The 17,025-nt window shown below is 39.9% G+C and carries 21 protein-coding genes and 1 pseudogene; all 22 read left to right on the plus strand.

Going from position 1 to position 17,025, the window contains the following annotated elements:
- Positions 1-527 precede the first annotated feature (527 nt).
- The 22 genes and pseudogenes from flgB to fliR all read left to right on the plus strand — a co-directional run bounded on the left by flgB (position 528) and on the right by fliR (position 17,025).
- Positions 528-923 carry a flagellar basal body rod protein FlgB gene (gene flgB / locus ACDZ29_RS18915; RefSeq protein ID WP_375088343.1) on the plus strand — a complete coding sequence of 132 codons (396 nt, stop codon included), beginning with the start codon at positions 528-530 and terminating at the stop codon, positions 921-923.
- The gene (gene flgC, locus ACDZ29_RS18920) at positions 923-1,381 is read left to right on the plus strand and encodes a flagellar basal body rod protein FlgC (protein ID WP_289324383.1); all 459 of its coding nucleotides are present in this window, start codon (positions 923-925) and stop codon (positions 1,379-1,381) included. Before flgB ends, flgC begins: the two co-directional genes overlap by 1 nt.
- Before the next feature lie 46 nt (positions 1,382-1,427).
- Entirely contained in the window at positions 1,428-1,712 is a 285-nt protein-coding gene (gene fliE / locus ACDZ29_RS18925) for a flagellar hook-basal body complex protein FliE (RefSeq protein ID WP_375091169.1), read from the plus strand.
- A gap of 95 nt (positions 1,713-1,807) precedes the next feature.
- The gene (gene fliF, locus ACDZ29_RS18930) at positions 1,808-3,406 is read left to right on the plus strand and encodes a flagellar basal-body MS-ring/collar protein FliF (RefSeq protein WP_375088344.1); all 1,599 of its coding nucleotides are present in this window, start codon (positions 1,808-1,810) and stop codon (positions 3,404-3,406) included.
- A gap of 12 nt (positions 3,407-3,418) precedes the next feature.
- Positions 3,419-4,438: a flagellar motor switch protein FliG gene (fliG, locus tag ACDZ29_RS18935; RefSeq protein WP_375088345.1), complete on the plus strand. Its 1,020-nt coding sequence runs from the start codon at positions 3,419-3,421 to the stop codon at positions 4,436-4,438.
- On the plus strand, positions 4,431-5,195 hold the full coding sequence (fliH, locus tag ACDZ29_RS18940) for a flagellar assembly protein FliH (RefSeq protein ID WP_289324386.1): 765 nt from the start codon (positions 4,431-4,433) through the stop codon (positions 5,193-5,195). Before fliG ends, fliH begins: the two co-directional genes overlap by 8 nt.
- 2 nt (positions 5,196-5,197) lie before the next feature.
- The gene (fliI, locus tag ACDZ29_RS18945) at positions 5,198-6,517 is read left to right on the plus strand and encodes a flagellar protein export ATPase FliI (RefSeq protein ID WP_289324387.1); all 1,320 of its coding nucleotides are present in this window, start codon (positions 5,198-5,200) and stop codon (positions 6,515-6,517) included.
- A gap of 2 nt (positions 6,518-6,519) precedes the next feature.
- Positions 6,520-6,966, plus strand: coding sequence for a flagellar export protein FliJ (gene fliJ / locus ACDZ29_RS18950; RefSeq protein ID WP_289324388.1), 447 nt, complete (start codon positions 6,520-6,522; stop codon positions 6,964-6,966).
- A 4-nt stretch (positions 6,967-6,970) separates the two neighbouring features.
- Positions 6,971-7,591, plus strand: coding sequence for a MotE family protein (locus ACDZ29_RS18955; RefSeq protein ID WP_375088346.1), 621 nt, complete (start codon positions 6,971-6,973; stop codon positions 7,589-7,591).
- 28 nt (positions 7,592-7,619) lie between these two features.
- On the plus strand, positions 7,620-8,930 hold the full coding sequence (locus ACDZ29_RS18960; protein ID WP_375088347.1) for a flagellar hook-length control protein FliK: 1,311 nt from the start codon (positions 7,620-7,622) through the stop codon (positions 8,928-8,930).
- 8 nt (positions 8,931-8,938) lie between these two features.
- Positions 8,939-9,574: a flagellar hook assembly protein FlgD gene (flgD, locus tag ACDZ29_RS18965; RefSeq protein WP_375088348.1), complete on the plus strand. Its 636-nt coding sequence runs from the start codon at positions 8,939-8,941 to the stop codon at positions 9,572-9,574.
- 320 nt (positions 9,575-9,894) lie between these two features.
- On the plus strand, positions 9,895-9,960 hold the full coding sequence (locus ACDZ29_RS18970; protein WP_289327273.1) for a hypothetical protein: 66 nt from the start codon (positions 9,895-9,897) through the stop codon (positions 9,958-9,960).
- A gap of 75 nt (positions 9,961-10,035) precedes the next feature.
- Positions 10,036-11,301, plus strand: coding sequence for a flagellar hook protein FlgE (locus ACDZ29_RS18975; protein ID WP_375088349.1), 1,266 nt, complete (start codon positions 10,036-10,038; stop codon positions 11,299-11,301).
- A gap of 97 nt (positions 11,302-11,398) precedes the next feature.
- On the plus strand, positions 11,399-11,566 hold the full coding sequence (locus ACDZ29_RS18980) for a flagellar FlbD family protein (protein WP_375088350.1): 168 nt from the start codon (positions 11,399-11,401) through the stop codon (positions 11,564-11,566).
- A complete protein-coding gene (gene fliL / locus ACDZ29_RS18985) occupies positions 11,563-11,991 on the plus strand; it encodes a flagellar basal body-associated protein FliL (RefSeq protein WP_289324393.1) in 429 nt (142 codons plus the stop codon). The genes ACDZ29_RS18980 and fliL overlap by 4 nt, the downstream gene beginning before the upstream one ends.
- 52 nt (positions 11,992-12,043) lie before the next feature.
- Positions 12,044-13,042 (plus strand): flagellar motor switch protein FliM, encoded by a 999-nt coding sequence (gene fliM / locus ACDZ29_RS18990; protein WP_289324394.1) that lies wholly within the window; start codon positions 12,044-12,046, stop codon positions 13,040-13,042.
- Positions 13,032-14,249: a flagellar motor switch phosphatase FliY gene (fliY, locus tag ACDZ29_RS18995; protein WP_375088351.1), complete on the plus strand. Its 1,218-nt coding sequence runs from the start codon at positions 13,032-13,034 to the stop codon at positions 14,247-14,249. The genes fliM and fliY overlap by 11 nt, the downstream gene beginning before the upstream one ends.
- Positions 14,250-14,266: 17 nt before the next feature.
- A complete protein-coding gene (locus ACDZ29_RS19000) occupies positions 14,267-14,629 on the plus strand; it encodes a response regulator (protein ID WP_063231856.1) in 363 nt (120 codons plus the stop codon).
- Between the two features lie 15 nt (positions 14,630-14,644).
- A complete protein-coding gene (locus tag ACDZ29_RS19005) occupies positions 14,645-15,304 on the plus strand; it encodes a flagellar biosynthetic protein FliO (protein WP_375088352.1) in 660 nt (219 codons plus the stop codon).
- Complete coding sequence (gene fliP, locus ACDZ29_RS19010) at positions 15,297-15,962, plus strand: flagellar type III secretion system pore protein FliP (protein ID WP_289324397.1); 666 nt, start codon at positions 15,297-15,299, stop codon at positions 15,960-15,962. The genes ACDZ29_RS19005 and fliP overlap by 8 nt, the downstream gene beginning before the upstream one ends.
- Before the next feature lie 14 nt (positions 15,963-15,976).
- The gene (gene fliQ / locus ACDZ29_RS19015; protein ID WP_289324398.1) at positions 15,977-16,246 is read left to right on the plus strand and encodes a flagellar biosynthesis protein FliQ; all 270 of its coding nucleotides are present in this window, start codon (positions 15,977-15,979) and stop codon (positions 16,244-16,246) included.
- 3 nt (positions 16,247-16,249) lie between these two features.
- Positions 16,250-17,025 (plus strand): annotated as a pseudogene (gene fliR / locus ACDZ29_RS19020) (flagellar biosynthetic protein FliR).

A 17,025-nucleotide genomic window follows, 5' to 3' on the forward strand; every position in this document is an offset into this window, starting at 1 on the left:
CTGGGGGTAATTAATTTTATGTAATCAATGACTTTTAGGTAAAGAGTTTCAGTCCTTCTTATTGTAAAAGGGAAATTTGTCGAATGGGTAATAACTTTGAAATGATTCGTTTTTTAAAAAAACGAAATAGTGCATTTGTCATATGTTTTTTAATAAACCCTTTATTTAAAAGGATGAAATTAACTAAATGGAAATAATTACTTGAAAGTAAATGTAAAAATTAGTTCTAAAGTATCAGGTATATAGATCGGTTTTTCGATATGATAAATAAGCTAATAGAAGTAAAATTTGGTTAAAATGTAGAATATCATAATAAAATGTAATATACGTAATATTAATCCTAGAATAATACTAAAAATTACGCCAAATTTGAGCAATTTGTGACAAATTTCGACGATAATAGGTCTAAAGTCTTTGTGTTGTTTATGGACATACTTATTATGTTTCTTTAAAATTAAACCATAAATGCATTGGGTTAATTTATTGGTAAAGTAATTATCTGTTAAATAAAGAAAGAGGTGATCGATATGGAATTATTTTCGAATACTTTTCAATCACTAGAAAATGCTCTTAATTATTCTAATACAAAACAAAAAGTCATTTCACAGAACATAGCCAATTCGGATACGCCTAACTATAAAGCTAAAGAGGTCGACAAAACACAATCCTTTAAAGCAGAGCTGGAAGATTCCCTGGAGTCATATCGAACCGATGAACGACATTTCACCTTCAAATCAGAGGGCAGTCATGTTTCTCCCATCGTGACGCAGAAAAACGTCCAATATAACAATAACGGAAATAGTGTGGACGTTGATAAGGAAATGACGGATCTTGCTGCCAATCAGATTTATTATAATGCAGTCACAGAAAGGCTTTCAGGTAAGTTTCAATCATTGGAGAATGTAATTAGAGGAGGTAAGTGATGGGAATCTTCCAAAGTATAAATATGACTGGGTCTAGTCTGACCAGTCAAAGGTTAAGGATGGATGTAATATCTGCGAATATGGCTAATGCCGATACGACCAGGGGAGAATATGACGCGGAATCGAAAACATGGAAACCATACACAAGAAAAGCGGTTGTGATGCAAAGTAAGGAAGAAGGTTTTTCAAGTTTTTTAAACGCAGCATCCGGAAAAACAAGCGAGGTCGGGAATGGAGTAAAGGTGACTGGAATTGTTAAAGACAAAACACCTTTTGAACTGGATTACAATCCCGAACACCCAGATGCCAATGAAGACGGTTATGTTGAAATGCCAAATGTCGACCCGCTTAGGGAAATGGTCGATTTAATGAATGTAACACGTTCATACGAAGCAAATGTGACAGTTTTAAATGCATCAAAGGGAATGATGATGAAAGCGTTGGAAATCGGAAAATAAAATTTGAATGGAGAGTGTTGATATGGAGGGGATTTCTCTTTCGCCAATGGACCATCCAGGTAATGTGCTGAAAAAAAATCAGAACAATACTAATACACCATACGAAGCACACCGGAATTTTGCGTCGGTATTAAAAGAATCAATGAATAAAGTCAACGAAACACAAGCGACATCTGATGACCTTACAACCAAACTGGTTAATGGAGATGATGTTGAGCTTCATTCGGTGATGATAGCTTCACAAAAAGCCAGCGTTACCATGCAGGCTACATTAGAGGTTCGGAATAAGGTTGTTGAAGCCTACCAAGAAATGATGAGAATGAGTATATAGCATTCATTTTTAAGACCTCATTAATATTGAGAAAAATGACCAGGGGGAAAATGAATCCCCCACTCATAAATTCATAGACTGACCGGGGGATTTAAATGAATGAAGTATTAGTGAATGTTAAGAACAAATTAACTACTTACTGGAAGAGCCGCAGTAAAAAACAAAAAATGATGATGATTGGTTCAGCAGCATTGATTATCATCATCATTACGGCTGTTTCAATTTTAACCACTCGTACGACGCTGGTGCCCTTATATTCCAATTTAACTCCATCGGAGACGGGGAGTATCAAAGAAAATTTAGACAGTCAAGGGATTAAGAACGAAGTATCTGAAAATGGTACGACCATAATGGTTCCTGAAGAAAGCCTGGATTCACTGAAAGTGGAACTGGCAGCTGAAGGAATTCCGGAATCCGGCAGTATCGACTATTCTTTTTTTAGTCAAAGTGCTGGTATCGGGATGACTGAAAATGAATTCAATGTCATTAAACTGGACTCGATGCAAACGGAATTGGCCAGTTTAATAAAAAAAATTGATGGAGTAGAAGATGCCAGTGTAATGATCACTCTTCCTGATAAAGGAGTTTTCGTCAGTGATTCAGCTGGGGAATCGTCAGCATCCATTGTATTGAATACAAAACCCGGTTATAAATTTGAAGAAAGTCAAATCAATTCCCTTTATCATCTGGTCTCAAAAAGTGTCCCTAATCTTCCTACAAATAATATCGTCATTATGAACCAAGACTTTGAGTACTTCGATCTTGAAAATAAAAATTCTTCTTTTGCGTCGGCTTTTGCTACCCAAAACGAAATTAAAAAAGAAATAGAACGCGATATTCAAAGACAGGTACAAAATATGCTTGGAACGATAATGGGGAGAGACAAAGTGGTTGTTTCTGTCACGACAGACGTTGATTTCACTCAAGAAAACCGGGAAGAGAATTTAGTTGAACCGGTCGATGAAGAAAATATGGCTGGAATTGAGATTTCTGCGCAAAGGATCAATGAATCGTATAGTGGGGACGCAGCAGGTGCAGGAGGCGTTCCGCAAAGTGAGGATTCCTCTGATTCATTGGGATCCAGTTACGTTGAAGGCACAACCGGATCCGGTGATTATGAAAAAGTGGATGAAAAGATAAATAGTGAAGTGAACCGAATCAAGAAGGAAATAGTCGGAAGCCCATATAAAGTTAAGGATTTAGGCATTCAGGTCATGGTTGAACCGCCCACTGCTGACGATCCAAATTCTTTATCTCAACAGAGTGTGGATGATATTTCCCAAATCCTTGGTACGATAATACGCACGACAATCGAGAAAAAAGTTGAAGGGGAAGAACTGACGGAAGAGGAGCTTAATAATAAAATTGCGATTTCCGTTCAACCTTTTAACGGAAAAATGAAGTTGCCAAAAGATGAAACGAGTCCATCGTTACCAATATGGGCATACATCGTCGGTGGAGTGCTTTTACTAGTCATTATCATTCTCTTAATCTTATTCTTCCGTTCCCGAAAGCAAGCTGAAATGGAAGAGGAGTACGAGGTTGAAGAGGAAGAAGTTGTATTTGATGTTCCGGATTTAAACAAAGAGAAGGAAACGGAAGCATCTTTAAAACGAAAACAGCTTGAGAAACTTGCAAAAGAAAAACCAGATGAATTTGCAAAATTATTAAGAAGCTGGATAGCAGAAGACTAGGAGGCAGGGAAAGTGACAGAAAGAAAAAAAAAGACTGGATTGACTGGCAAACAGAAAGCTGCCATCCTCCTTATTTCCTTAGGCCCGGATGTTTCTGCATCCGTATATAAGCATCTCTCTGAAGAGGAAATTGAAAGATTGACTCTAGAAATTTCGGGAGTGAGGAAAGTGGACTCCCATGATAAAGAAGAAATCCTGGAAGAATTCCATAATATTGCTTTAGCACAGGATTACATCTCACAGGGCGGGATAGGATACGCGAAGCAGGTACTTGAAAAGGCATTAGGTACTGATCAGGCAGCCGCCATCATTAACCGTTTAACATCTTCCTTACAAGTTCGTCCATTCGACTTTGCCCGAAAGGCAGATCCTGGACAGATCTTGAATTTCATCCAGAACGAGCATCCGCAGACTATTGCATTAATTTTGTCCTATCTTGATCCCACACAGGCTGGACAAATATTGTCTGAACTTCCGCAAGAGGTGCAGGCCGATATTGCAAGAAGGATAGCTTTAATGGACAGCACGTCGCCGGAAATCATCAATGAAGTCGAGCAAATACTCGAAAGGAAACTTTCTGCGACCGTGACCCAAGATTATACACAGACTGGTGGAGTAGAAGCGGTTGTGGATGTGTTGAATGGTGTTGACCGTTCCACGGAAAGAACGATCTTGGATGCACTCGAAATTCAAGATCCAGAGCTTGCTGAGGAAATCAAGAAACGAATGTTTGTTTTTGAAGATATCGTGACCCTTGATGGCAGGGCGATTCAGCGTGTAGTAAGGGATTCTGATAATGAAGACCTTAAACTTTCTCTTAAAGTGGCAAGTGATGAAGTGAAAGAAATCGTTTTCCGAAACATGTCAAAACGCATGGTCGAAACGTTCCAGGAAGAAATGGAATATATGGGGCCTGTACGTTTGCGTGATGTAGAAGAAGCACAATCCAGAATAGTTGCTGTCATTCGTAACCTGGAAGAAAATGGAGATATTGTGATTGCCCGCGGTGGAGGGGATGATATCATTGTCTAGGATTATCAAATCCCAGCAGGCCCATCAGGAGAAAAGCAAAAAGATAGCGATAAAAGTTCGACCTTTTTACTTTCTTCAAAATGATGATGCAGATGAACGGAGAAACGTTCAACATTTTCAATCTGATGAATTTCTGAATGATGCTAAGCAGGAAGCCGAAATGTTATTACTGGATGCTAAACAAAAAGCCCAAACGATAGCTGCAGAAATCCAGTTAGAACGAGAACATTGGGAAAATCAAGAAAAAGTGATGTTTATCGAACAAGCTCAAAAAGAAGGGTATCAGCAAGGAGTCGAAGATGGAATCCAAAAGGGTTATAACGAGATTGCAGGGGAAATAGCTTTCGCAAAAGAAGTGGTAGAGTCCTCTAAAAAAGATTATCGGCAGCATATCGAATCATCTGAAACCGTTATTTTGAATCTTGCCGTGAAGGTGGCGGAGAAAATTATCGGGCACCAGCTTGAAAACGATGAAGTGTCTTTTCTATCCATAGTCAAGAGAGCCATCAAAGAGGTGAGGGATTACCGTGAAGTACAATTGCATATCCACCCGGTCCAATATCAATCGATTCTCTCTCATAAGGAAGAGTTGATGGCAATCTTTCCAAAGGATACCGAGTTATATATCTTTCCGGATGATGAACTTGAAGAAAACAGCTGTATTATCGAATCCGAAAATGGAAGAATGGATGCAAGTGTCGACAGTCAGTTGCAGGAAATAAAAGTGAAACTAACTGAATTGCTGGAAGGGGAGTAAAGATGAAAACTAGAGACCTATTGCCCTTAGTCGATGAAGTTGATCCATTCAAACATTATGGACGGGTCAAGCGTGTCGTAGGGTTAATGATAGAATCTCAAGGCCCTGAAAGCTCTGTAGGCGATGTTTGTTATATCTATACGGGTATACAAAAAAAGAAAAACAGAATATTAGCTGAAGTTGTCGGTTTCCGTGATGAAATGGTTATTTTAATGCCATTTACAGCAGTTAGCGATATTGCACCGGGTTGTATCGTGGAAGGAAGCGGGCGGAGTCTTGAGATAAAGGTGGGAAGTGGACTTATTGGGAAGGTAGTCGATCCATTGGGACATCCGATTGATGATTCACGGCTTCCAAAAGGTCTAGCTACAGTTCCTGTGGATCAAGATCCGCCAAATCCGATGAAACGACCTCCCATTGATGAACAGATAGATGTAGGAGTGCGAGTGATTGATAGTTTATTAACAGTTGGAAAAGGTCAACGTGTTGGTATCTTTGCAGGGAGCGGAGTAGGGAAAAGTACGCTACTTGGAATGGTAGCAAGGAATACGACGGCTGACTTAAACGTAATCGGTCTTGTTGGAGAACGTGGCCGGGAAGTTCGTGAATTCATTGAGAAAGATCTTGGACCTGAAGGGCTGGCACGATCAATCGTTGTAGTGGCAACATCTGATCAACCAGCGTTGATGAGGATAAAAGGTGCTTTAACGGCAACGGCCATCGCCGAACATTTTCGTGATAAGGGATTGAACGTGATGCTGATGATGGATTCAGTCACGAGGGTTGCGATGGCCCAGAGGGAAATCGGACTTGCTATCGGAGAACCGCCGACGACCAAAGGGTATACGCCATCCGTTTTTGCCATCCTTCCAAGATTACTCGAGAGAACTGGAACAAATCAGCTAGGTACCATTACAGCGTTTTATACGGTTCTAGTCGACGGTGATGATATGAATGAGCCGATTGCTGATGCTGTCAGGGGGATTTTGGATGGTCACTTCATACTAGACCGTAACTTAGCCAATAAAGGTCAGTTTCCAGCCCTCAATGTATTAAAGAGCATAAGTCGTGTCATGAATAATATTGTTGGGGACAAGCATAAAAACTCCGCAGAAAGATTAAGGGCAAGTTTATCAACCTATATGGAATCGGAAGATTTGATTAATATAGGAGCTTATAAGAAAGGGTCTTCCAAACAAATTGATAACTCCATTACCCGCTATCCGGAAATCATTTCATTTTTAAAGCAAGGCACCCATGAAAAAGCTCCCAAAGATAATAGTATTAACGCCCTTGTCGAATTGATGGAGAAAGGTGATTAGTTATGATTTATCAATACAAATTCGAGAAGATCCTGACCATCAAAGAAAAAGAAAAAACCGATGCACTAGCTAAATATAATACTGCTTTAAAAAAATTTGAAGAAGTGGCAGAAAAGTTATATAAGCTTTTAAGGAAAAAAGAAGAGTTGCTCGAGTTTCAACAGGAAAAGCTGCGAAATGGATTATCCGTTCAGGAAATTCGTCACCATCAGTTATTTATGGACAACTTGGAGAAACTCTTAAGCCACTGTCAACAGGAGGTCATTGAAGCGCGATACAAGATGAATGTTCAACGGGGTATATTGATGGCAAGGAATATTGAGGTTAAAAAGTACGAGAAAATGAAAGAAAATGATTTTCATAAATTTCTGGATGTCATTAAGGAAGCTGAGAATAAACAAATGGATGAAATATCAATCCGGCAATTCTTAAGCAAAGGCGTTAGGTGATAAAATGCGTAAAAAAAGTAATGAATCTACTGGATTGGAAGAATTGGAAGAAAACAAAATAAGTAAGTTTCAATGGTTTCTTGTCATCTTCATTCCTTTAATCTTTGCGGTAACTGTAGCGTTGATCGTTTTTACAGTTGCGGGGGTCGATGTTGTGGAAAAGGCAAAGGAAATGTCAGGGGAAATACCATTCATTGAATCGAATCAAAATGGTGAAGAGAAAGGTAATCCATCCAAGAATGATGAGAAAGTTTTGATGAAGCTCGAAAAATTAGAAACCGAGATTGAAAACAAGGAAAAAGAGATAGACAAGCTTGAGGGCATCATTGATACACGTGACAAGGCCATTGAAAAGGCAGAAGCTGAAAAACAGCAGCTTCAAACAGAAATGAATCTACTTAAGGATAGTCAGAATGGTAGTAAACAGGCATTCAAAGATATAATCCGCACTTATGAAACCATGGCTCCCAAGAAGTCTGCACCCATCATTACAGAAATGAATGATGAAGACGCGGTGGAGATTCTCTCAAGTATGAAGGCAGCCACTTTAGCTAAGGTATTGGAGCAAATGACAACCGCTGATGCTGCAAGGTTAACGAAGAAACTAACGGAACAAAGTTCTTAAGAGAAAAGAGTACGGAGGTGAATAATATATGAATTCAGCCATCAATTCTTTACTTACCTTGGCATCATTAGATCAAAAGATACCAATTAAGCAAAATCAGCAAACTTATACCGGGTTTGGTTTCGTCCTTCAGTCTGTCGTAGAGGTGGAACCATCCCTTCCATCGGAATCAGGTGGCATTACTGAAGAACGATTGTCCGTTTTAAAGGATTTGCTTGTTTTTTTGAAACTTGAAAGGTTAAGTGATCCAGGCGAAGAGAGTGTTGTTGAAAGTCATTCAGTAAACAACCAAGAAGAATTTAGCAACCTTCTTTTACTGGTATTAAAAAAAGTAACCGGAAATGATGAGGGTGCCCTTACTGATTTCTTTGCGAGCATCGAGGAAATGGATTTAGAACAAGAACAGGATGACTTGAGCCTGAATCCACACAGTTTGTTATCAGCCAATGTCATGGAACTTTATTCAATCCTAAAAAAAGTTACAGTCTTGAGTGATGAAGAATCGAATGGTCTCCCTTTACCTGGTGTGGTGAATCTTTTGAAATTGGTGAAAATTCAAGATCTTCTCTCGGAGAATAAGGATATGACACAAGATGAAGCAGCTATCCAGAAACAATTGAAAAACCTGCTTGAAGGTATGACGGGAAAACTGGAGAAAATGCTGTCCAATCAGTCAAAACAAAAGTCAGAACCTGAACATTCCGATATTGTGGAAAAAGGGCAAAATAAAACAATGGAAACATTGAAAAGCGCATTCTCACAATTATCGGGGAGTGACAAGGTAAGTAAAGAAGGGACAATCCGAAGCGGTGTGACATTGCAGAATGGGGATAGCGGTAACCATCAAGGTTCCATGCCTTTTCTCATGACAAAGTTGGAGCAATTTGTCTTGACAGCTTCCAAAGGTGATCAAACTGTAAGTCAAGAAGAGTTTATCAAACAATTTGAAAATATTTTGAGTAAAACGAACTTTAGCGGAACTAACGGAGTAAATAAACTGTTGATCAGATTGAATCCCGAACATTTGGGCTCCCTTAGGATCGAGTTGATTCAAAAGGATGGTATGCTGTCAGCCAAGATTATGGCTACTACTGCTCAGGCCAAAGATATACTTGAAAAACAGATTCATGGCTTAAAACAAGCATTTAGCGGCCAAAACATTCAGATAGAAAAAATTGAAATATCACAGTCCTTCAATGCTTTTAACTCCGAGAAATTCAGCCAGAAAGACACGGATGAACATAATGAGCAACAAGAGAGTAAGGAAGAAAGCAATGATGAGACGGAAAGCGAGTTTACGGGATCCCTTGCCGATGCTCTGTTAAATCTGGAAGTGTAGGTGGAAAAATGACGACCATCGATAAGTCACTATTATTATCAAAATCCCAAACTGAAAACAGAAAAACCGGGGATGCATTGGGAAAAGATGATTTCTTGAAATTGCTGCTTACCCAGCTTCAAAACCAAGATCCGTCAAGTCCGATGGACAATACGGAATTCATCGCCCAAATGGCCACTTTTTCTTCTCTGGAACAAATGATGAATATGGGATCCCAAATGGAAGAAATAATTGGGATCAATCAACAAAATAGTTTAATGAACTATAACTCTTTTGTCGGTAAGGAAGTCACTTGGCACAAATTGGATGAAGGTGATGATGACCTTGCGATAGAAGAAGGGACAGGCATCGTTAAGTCGATCCAATATAAAGGTGATGGTGTTCATTTCCTTCTGGAAGATGGCACAAAGCTTGAACCCGCAAATATTTCAGCGATGAAACAATCTAGTTCCACGACGAATAGCTTGACGGCGGCAAGTGAATTAATAGGCAAGCGTGTTTCCTGGATGGATGAAAAAAATGGAGAGTCGTCTGCTGTCGTAATCTCGGTATCCCTGAATAAAGGCAAGCTGCAAATTGAAGTGGATGATGAAAACAACACCAAGCTATCATCAGAGCAATTGATTAAAATCGCTAAAGCTTAAGGAGCGGGAATATGAATGAACTTGGTTTTCAAGCAAATTCCGCTCAGATGATGTCACAAAAAAAGTACCTTTGCCGCAAAGGTAGATCGTCCGACAAGGTTTTCAACAGCATTTTCAAGCAGCTGTTTCCACTTATGAAAAGTTGACCATTAGTAAACATGCTCAAATGCGGATGTATGAAAGAAATATAGAAATAGCACCGCAAACCAAATAGCCGATAAAGCTAATGAGGCCAAAAAGATGGGCGTGACCGAATCTCTTATAATTACAGATAATAGGCACTCATAGTAAGTACGAAAAACAACAAAGTCATCACAGTCATGGACAGGGATGAAGCATCATCTCGAATTTTCACGAACATCAATGGAACCATAATTTTGGATTAATGGGCTTGACCTAGAAAAGGAAGCCTGGACTGTGGAATGACAGAAGCAGTCGCTATATGAAAGGGGAGCTTTTACATGCTTCGTTCAATGTATTCGGGAATAAGCGGATTAAAAAACCTACAAACAAAATTGGATGTTATCGGTAATAACGTCGCCAATGTCAATACTTACGGTTTCAAAAAAAGCCGCGTGACATTCAGCGATGCGATGAACCAAACGGTATCTGGTGCAAGTGCAGCAACAGCCAATAAAGGTGGAACCAATTCTAAACAAATTGGGTTGGGCTCAACGATTGCTACAATCGATACCATACATACACAGTCAAGCTTGCAAACCACTGGCCGTGATCTTGACTTAGGTATATCTGGGGATGGCTATTTCATCGTCAAACAAGGCGATGCACTTTCGTATACACGTGCAGGAAACTTTTATCTGGATGATAATGGTACGCTTGTCAACTCGAATGGTTTGAAGGTACAGGCTTATAAGGTTGATGAAAACGGAAAACGATCAAAAACAATAGGTGACGTTGCTGTTAACGTCAATGCGATTTTACCTGCTGTAACCTCTACTAAAATATCAGTAAGTGAAAATCTAGCTGCTGACGCAATTGATGGTACCGTATTTAGCCAACAAATGAAAGTTGTGGATGAAAAGGGTAAAGAACAAACGGCAACTATCTATTTCCAAAAGACCGGTGATGATAAATGGGAGCTTTTTGATGAAGAACCTGCTACTTTTGGGGATACTTCAGCTACTAAACCAAAATCGTTCACTTCGTCGAACTTCGATGCTAATGGTCAGTTAGTGGTAGCTGATAAAACCCTGGCTGGTCAAACCATTAACATTTCAAGCGGCAAAGAGGATGACTCGAATACAGCAGTTGACGAAAGCGTTCAGAAGATTAAATTGGATTTTGATTTCTCGAACCTTACTCAAGTTAAAGGTTCTACGACTGCTCTTGTCAATCCGAATGGTAATAAAGAAGGGAAACTGGAGAGCTTTAATATTGGTTCATCAGGGGAAATAAATGGCGTATATTCCAACGGTCTGATCACAACATTAGGCCAATTGGCCGTTGCCAAGTTTTCCAATTCATCAGGCTTGACGAAAACCGGTGGTAATACTTTTCAGGAATCGATCAATTCAGGTACTGCAAACATCAATATTGCAGGTGAGGGCCGCGGGGTGATTGCATCAGGTTCTTTGGAAATGTCCAATGTGGATTTATCCGAAGAGTTTACTGAAATGATCGTTGCGCAACGTGGGTTCCAGTCGAATTCCCGGATTATCACGACATCGGATGAAATTTTACAAGAATTGGTCAACTTAAAACGATAGGTTAAGGGAGGGAGGAGCCAGGGGCTTATTGCTTTGGCTCCTAAATATCATTATCAAAGTTACAAGGCTCAATGGAAAATGCTTTCATATTAATGCATTGTACATAAATACAGTCGAGTCATTGCCAGATACGACCATTACTTTTACAAATGGTAAGAAAATCGTTGTGCTTGAGAAGGAAGAGGAAATGGTTGAAGCCATTATACAATTTTATCGTACCGTGAAAATTCTCGGTTTTCGTAATGATGTGGAGGAAAGATCATGAAAAAAAATCTATGGACTATTATGTTGATTATACTCGTAGCCATCACGCTTGTTGGTGTCATAGCGGTCGTGGTTGTGACAAAGTTATCTGATCCCACATCTGCCGAAGAAAAACCCAGCATTGACGAAATAGTCGAATCATCAGTTGAAATTCCCGAAATTACAACGAATCTTGCCGGCAATGATTATATTAAAATCTCATTTATGGTCCAAACAGAAAATAAAAAGGCAAAAGAAGAGTTGGAAAAAAGAAGTTTTCAAGTGAAAAATATCATCATTACCGAACTTTCCGAAATGAAAGCGGAAGAGTTGACCGGTAAAAAAGGTAAGGAAAAGCTTCAGGAAGCGCTAAAGACTAGAATGAATGAATTAATGGAAGAAGGAAACGTTGAAAAGGTTTATATAACCTCCTCGATTCTTCAATAAGGACATCCTTGCGACTTTAAATAAGAAGGAGAAGCTTTGGAGGTGAGTGTTAATGTCCGGGGAAATATTATCGCAAAATGAAATCGATGCTTTGTTATCGGCCATTTCCACAGGTGAAATGGATGCAGATGATTTAAAGAAAGAAGAAGTAGAAAAAAGAGTGAAAGTTTACGACTTTAAAAGGGCCCTTCGGTTTTCAAAGGATCAAATCCGGAGTTTGACCAGGATACACGAGAACTTTGCAAGGTTGCTGACCACATACTTTTCGGCTCAACTTAGGACATATGTTCAAATATCCGTTGCTTCGGCAGATCAAATACCATACGAAGAGTTTATTCGATCAATCCCGAAAATGACCATCCTGAATGTGTTTGAGGTGCCACCCTTGGATGGACGTATCATTCTTGAGGTCAACCCGAATATCGCCTATTCCATGATGGATCGAGTTTTGGGCGGGCGGGGCATAAGTGTGAATAAGGTAGATAGTTTAACGGAAATAGAAACGAAAATCATGTCGAATTTATTCGAGAAGGCTTTTGAAAATTTACAGGAGGCTTGGAGTACGATTGTTGAAATCGAACCGGTGATGACAGAGTTCGAGGTGAACCCACAATTTCTTCAACTGGTTTCGCCAAACGATACTGTTGTTGTCATTTCCTTGAATACACAAATCGGCGAAACGAGCGGAATGATTAATATTTGCATTCCACACGTCGTATTAGAACCAATCATACCAAAGTTATCTGCTCATTATTGGATGGAAAATTCCCAAAAGGAAAAAATCCCAGAGGAAATCATGATTTTGGAAAAGCGTATCAGAAACGCAGACCTTCCCATAATATCGGAACTTGGTTCTACGGATATCACCATCCAGGATTTTTTGCTGCTTGATGTTGGTGATGTCATTGATTTAAATAAGACAATAGATGAACCTTTGACGATTAAAATTGGAGGGGTCCCCAAATACAGTGGGCAGCCAGGAAAAGTGGGAAAAAAACACGCCATCCAGATTCTTGAAATTTTGAAAGGGGGAGACGAAGATGGTAAGTGATGAAATGCTTTCACAAGACGAGATAGATGCCCTTTTAAAAGGTACAAGTGATATAGAAGGTGAGGTGAACTCTCTTTCGATTGACGATTATTTATCAATGATGGAACTCGACGCCCTTGGTGAAATTGGTAATATCTCCTTCGGAAGTTCGGCCACTGCCCTATCCACTTTGTTGAATCAGAAAGTGGATATCACCACCCCGACGGTTACCTTAATTGAAAGGGGACAGATCACGGAAGAATTTCCGCATCCGTATGTAGCGATTCAAGTGCAATATACAGAAGGTTTCTCAGGTATTAATATGCTGGTCATCAAGCAGAGCGATGCTGCTATCATTGCAGATTTGATGCTTGGCGGTGATGGGGAGAATCCTTCTGACCTGCTGGGAGAAATTCAATTGAGTGCGGTCCAGGAAGCCATGAACCAGATGATGGGTTCTGCTGCGACATCGATGTCGACCATTTTTGGTAAAAAGGTGGATATTTCTCCTCCTAGCATAGATTTACTTAACTTTATAAAAGGACAAGGTGAAAATGCGATACCGGACGAGGATTTATTTGCGAAAATCTCGTTCCGTCTTCGTGTCGGTAACTTAATTGATTCCAGTATTATGCAATTGTTGCCAGTGGAATTTGCTAAAGGGTTAGTTTCTGAATTATTAAAGGGAACAAGCGATAGCGAACCTACCCATATGAAAACGCAAAAGGCACTAAGTGATCCAGTAACAAACATTCCATCTCAGGAGCCGGCGGCAGTCCAGAACTCCCGGCCTACTCAATCGTCTAATGAATTTTATGGACAAGGGGGTTACCAACCCCAACCTACGAACCAAATACCGAATGTGCCGCAGCATTTTGGGGCTTCATCCGTACCAACAGGGCAGCCGGTAAATGTTCAGCCTGCCAGTTTCACTAGTTTTCAGCCTTATCAGCTTCAAGAGTCTGAATCGAAAAATCTCAGTATGCTGATGGATATCCCTTTGCAAGTAACTGTGGAGCTTGGGAGAACGAAGCGCTCAGTCAAGGATATTTTGGAGCTGTCATCCGGATCTATCATCGAATTGGATAAATTAGCAGGCGAGCCAGTGGATATCCTGGTAAACAGCCGCTTGATAGCAAAAGGTGAGGTAGTGGTGATTGATGAAAATTTTGGAGTGCGTGTTACGGATATCATGAGTCAAAGTGAAAGATTAAATAAAATCAGGTAATTTGGGGGACGAAAATAATGGCTAATAGAATTTTAATTGTGGACGATGCAGCATTTATGAGAATGATGATAAAGGATATCCTTTCTAAAAATGGTTTTGAAATAGTAGGGGAAGCAGCGGATGGTGCCCAAGCAGTGGAAAAATATAAAGAAACGCATCCGGATCTTGTAACGATGGATATTACTATGCCTGAAATGGATGGAATTACAGCATTAAAGGAAATTAAAAAGGTAAATCCTCAAGCGAAGGTCATTATGTGTTCAGCAATGGGGCAACAAGCCATGGTCATTGATGCAATCCAGGCGGGCGCAAAAGACTTTATCGTGAAGCCATTCCAGGCAGACCGGGTGTTGGAAGCCATAAATAAAGCATTAAGTTAAGAGGGTGTCTTCATATTGTTTTTTATTAAAAAATGGCTTCAGGCCACACTGCTGATAGCAGTAATCTTTTCAGGGGCCATACAGGCCCATGCAGAAGATCTTGAAAAAACGGTGAAGGATGTTTATGAACAGCCAGATGATTTAAAAGTGGATAAGGATGAATCAAAAGACTCGCAATCTACCAACCAGGCTACGAATCCAAATAAAGTGGGGATAACCGTTTGGGAGTTTCTGAGGATGATTTTTGCTACCATTTTTGTAGTTGCGCTTCTATATATCCTATTAAAGTTCATCAATAAAAAAAGTAAATCGTATCAAAAGGCAAATTCAGTGGAGAATTTAGGCGGTACGAGCCTTGGCGCAAATCGTTCTGTCCAGCTTGTTAAAGTCGGCGGGCGAATATTGGTGATCGGGGTTGGCGAAAATATTCAACTCTTGAAAGAAATAGATAATCCTAAGGAATATGAGCAGCTTTTGAAAGATTACAACGATAAGATGGATCAAATGATCCAGCCTGGAGAATTTGCAATTAAGGTGAAACATAAGTTGTTGAAGAAAAGAGAACCCGAAACCGCAAGTTTCTCTACAGAGTTCAAAAATCAACTCGATCAAATGTCTGATAGCAGGAAGAAGCTGTTAAATGAGCTTGAAAGGAAAGGGAGAGACAATGAATGAGTTCATGGAGTTTTTTAATAACAGTGATCCCACTAATGTCTCTACTTCCGTCAAACTTGTTCTTCTAATGACCGTTTTATCGCTGGCTCCAAGCATATTGATCTTGATGACCTGTTTTACAAGAATCATCATTGTCCTGAGTTTTGTGAGAACGTCGCTAGCTACACAGCAGATGCCGCCGAATCAGGTGTTGGTCGGCCTGGCTCTTTTCATGACATTCTTCATAATGGCACCGACTTTTCAGGAAGTGAATGAAAAGGCATTAACCCCGTTATTTAATGAAGAAATAGATTTAGAAGAGGCATATGTACAGGCCTCGATACCTTTTAAGCAATTCATGAGTGCCCATACTAGGCAAAAGGATTTGGAGTTATTCTTGGAGTATGCCAAGGTTGATAAGCCGGAAACGATACAGGACATTCCCTTGACTGCCTTTGTACCAGCTTTTGCAATCAGTGAAATCAAAACAGCTTTTCAAATAGGTTTTATGATTTTCATTCCATTTTTGGTTATTGATATGGTCGTTGCAAGTGTCTTGATGTCGATGGGTATGATGATGTTGCCGCCGGTCATGATTTCACTGCCATTTAAAATCCTCCTTTTCATTCTTGTTGACGGATGGTATTTAGTAGTGAAGTCATTATTACAGAGTTTTTAAGCAGGTGAGAAAAAATGAGTGCAGAGTTTGTTGTTGATGTAGCAGAAAAAGGAATTTATATGGTATTGATTATCGCAGGCCCATTGATGGTAATCGCTCTTATTGTAGGGCTATTAGTAAGCATCTTTCAGGCGACTACACAGATTCAGGAACAAACCTTGGCTTTTGTTCCAAAAATCGTGGCCGTCTTATTGGGTCTCATACTATTGGCTCCATGGATGCTGAGCCATCTATTATCATATGCAAATGAAATATTCGGTAATCTGAATCGATTTGTAGGGTAGGGCATGGAGGAATTATTTCCGCACTTTCCCGCCTTTTTATTAATTGTGGTCAGGGTCACTACGTTTTTTGTGGCTATGCCGATTTTTCGTACCGTTCAATACCGGTACAACATCGAGTGGGGCTTGGGGTCTTCCTTGCCTGGATCATGTACTTTACCATTGAAGCCCCGATTCTGGACTTGGATGTCACATTTTATTTATTAATCATAAAGGAAGCAGTTGTTGGGCTCTTCATTGGGTTTGCTGCCTATATGATTTTATCGGCCGTTCAAATCGCTGGAGGATTGATTGATTTTCAAATGGGTTTTTCAATTGCCAATGTCATCGATCCCCAAACTGGGGTACAAAGCCCGTTGATGGGACAATATCTTTATACAATCGCTTTATTATTCCTATTGAGTACTAACGGCCATCATTTGCTTTTGGACGGAATCTTTTATAGTTATCAGTTCATCCCGATTGACCAATTATTTGTACCATTCGGAAATAATACACTGATAGAATATTTGGCCAAAGCTTTCAGCAAAGCTTTCATGATTGCTTTTCAAATGTCCATACCTGTAGTGGGAAGTATTTTCTTAGTGGATGTCACTCTAGGGATCCTTGCTAGGACAGTCCCTCAATTAAATGTGTTCGTTGTCGGAATTCCAGTGAAAATCATAGCCGGCTTAGCGGTTATCATACTGGTGATGGGGATGATGATGACGGTTGTCACCCAACTCTTCAATTTCTTGCTTTTGACTATGCGTCAACTAATGCAGTTGATCGGAGGCGTTTAA

The organism is Peribacillus sp. RS7 (genome assembly GCF_041956845.1).
GTDB lineage: Bacteria > Bacillota > Bacilli > Bacillales > DSM-1321 > Peribacillus.

Excerpts from the sequence above, each read along its gene's own strand:
- flgB (WP_375088343.1), top strand. The coding sequence starts at position 528 with ATGGAATTATTTTCGAATACTTTTCAATCACTAGAAAATGCTCTTAAT.
- flgC (WP_289324383.1), top strand. The coding sequence starts at position 923 with ATGGGAATCTTCCAAAGTATAAATATGACTGGGTCTAGTCTGACCAGT.
- fliE (WP_375091169.1), top strand. The coding sequence starts at position 1,428 with ATGGACCATCCAGGTAATGTGCTGAAAAAAAATCAGAACAATACTAAT.
- fliF (WP_375088344.1), top strand. The coding sequence starts at position 1,808 with ATGAATGAAGTATTAGTGAATGTTAAGAACAAATTAACTACTTACTGG.
- fliI (WP_289324387.1), top strand. The coding sequence starts at position 5,198 with ATGAAAACTAGAGACCTATTGCCCTTAGTCGATGAAGTTGATCCATTC.
- fliJ (WP_289324388.1), top strand. The coding sequence starts at position 6,520 with ATGATTTATCAATACAAATTCGAGAAGATCCTGACCATCAAAGAAAAA.
- ACDZ29_RS18955 (WP_375088346.1), top strand. The coding sequence starts at position 6,971 with ATGCGTAAAAAAAGTAATGAATCTACTGGATTGGAAGAATTGGAAGAA.
- ACDZ29_RS18960 (WP_375088347.1), top strand. The coding sequence starts at position 7,620 with ATGAATTCAGCCATCAATTCTTTACTTACCTTGGCATCATTAGATCAA.
- flgD (WP_375088348.1), top strand. The coding sequence starts at position 8,939 with ATGACGACCATCGATAAGTCACTATTATTATCAAAATCCCAAACTGAA.
- ACDZ29_RS18975 (WP_375088349.1), top strand. The coding sequence starts at position 10,036 with ATGCTTCGTTCAATGTATTCGGGAATAAGCGGATTAAAAAACCTACAA.
- fliL (WP_289324393.1), top strand. The coding sequence starts at position 11,563 with ATGAAAAAAAATCTATGGACTATTATGTTGATTATACTCGTAGCCATC.
- fliM (WP_289324394.1), top strand. The coding sequence starts at position 12,044 with ATGTCCGGGGAAATATTATCGCAAAATGAAATCGATGCTTTGTTATCG.
- fliY (WP_375088351.1), top strand. The coding sequence starts at position 13,032 with ATGGTAAGTGATGAAATGCTTTCACAAGACGAGATAGATGCCCTTTTA.
- ACDZ29_RS19000 (WP_063231856.1), top strand. The coding sequence starts at position 14,267 with ATGGCTAATAGAATTTTAATTGTGGACGATGCAGCATTTATGAGAATG.
- fliP (WP_289324397.1), top strand. The coding sequence starts at position 15,297 with ATGAATGAGTTCATGGAGTTTTTTAATAACAGTGATCCCACTAATGTC.
- fliQ (WP_289324398.1), top strand. The coding sequence starts at position 15,977 with ATGAGTGCAGAGTTTGTTGTTGATGTAGCAGAAAAAGGAATTTATATG.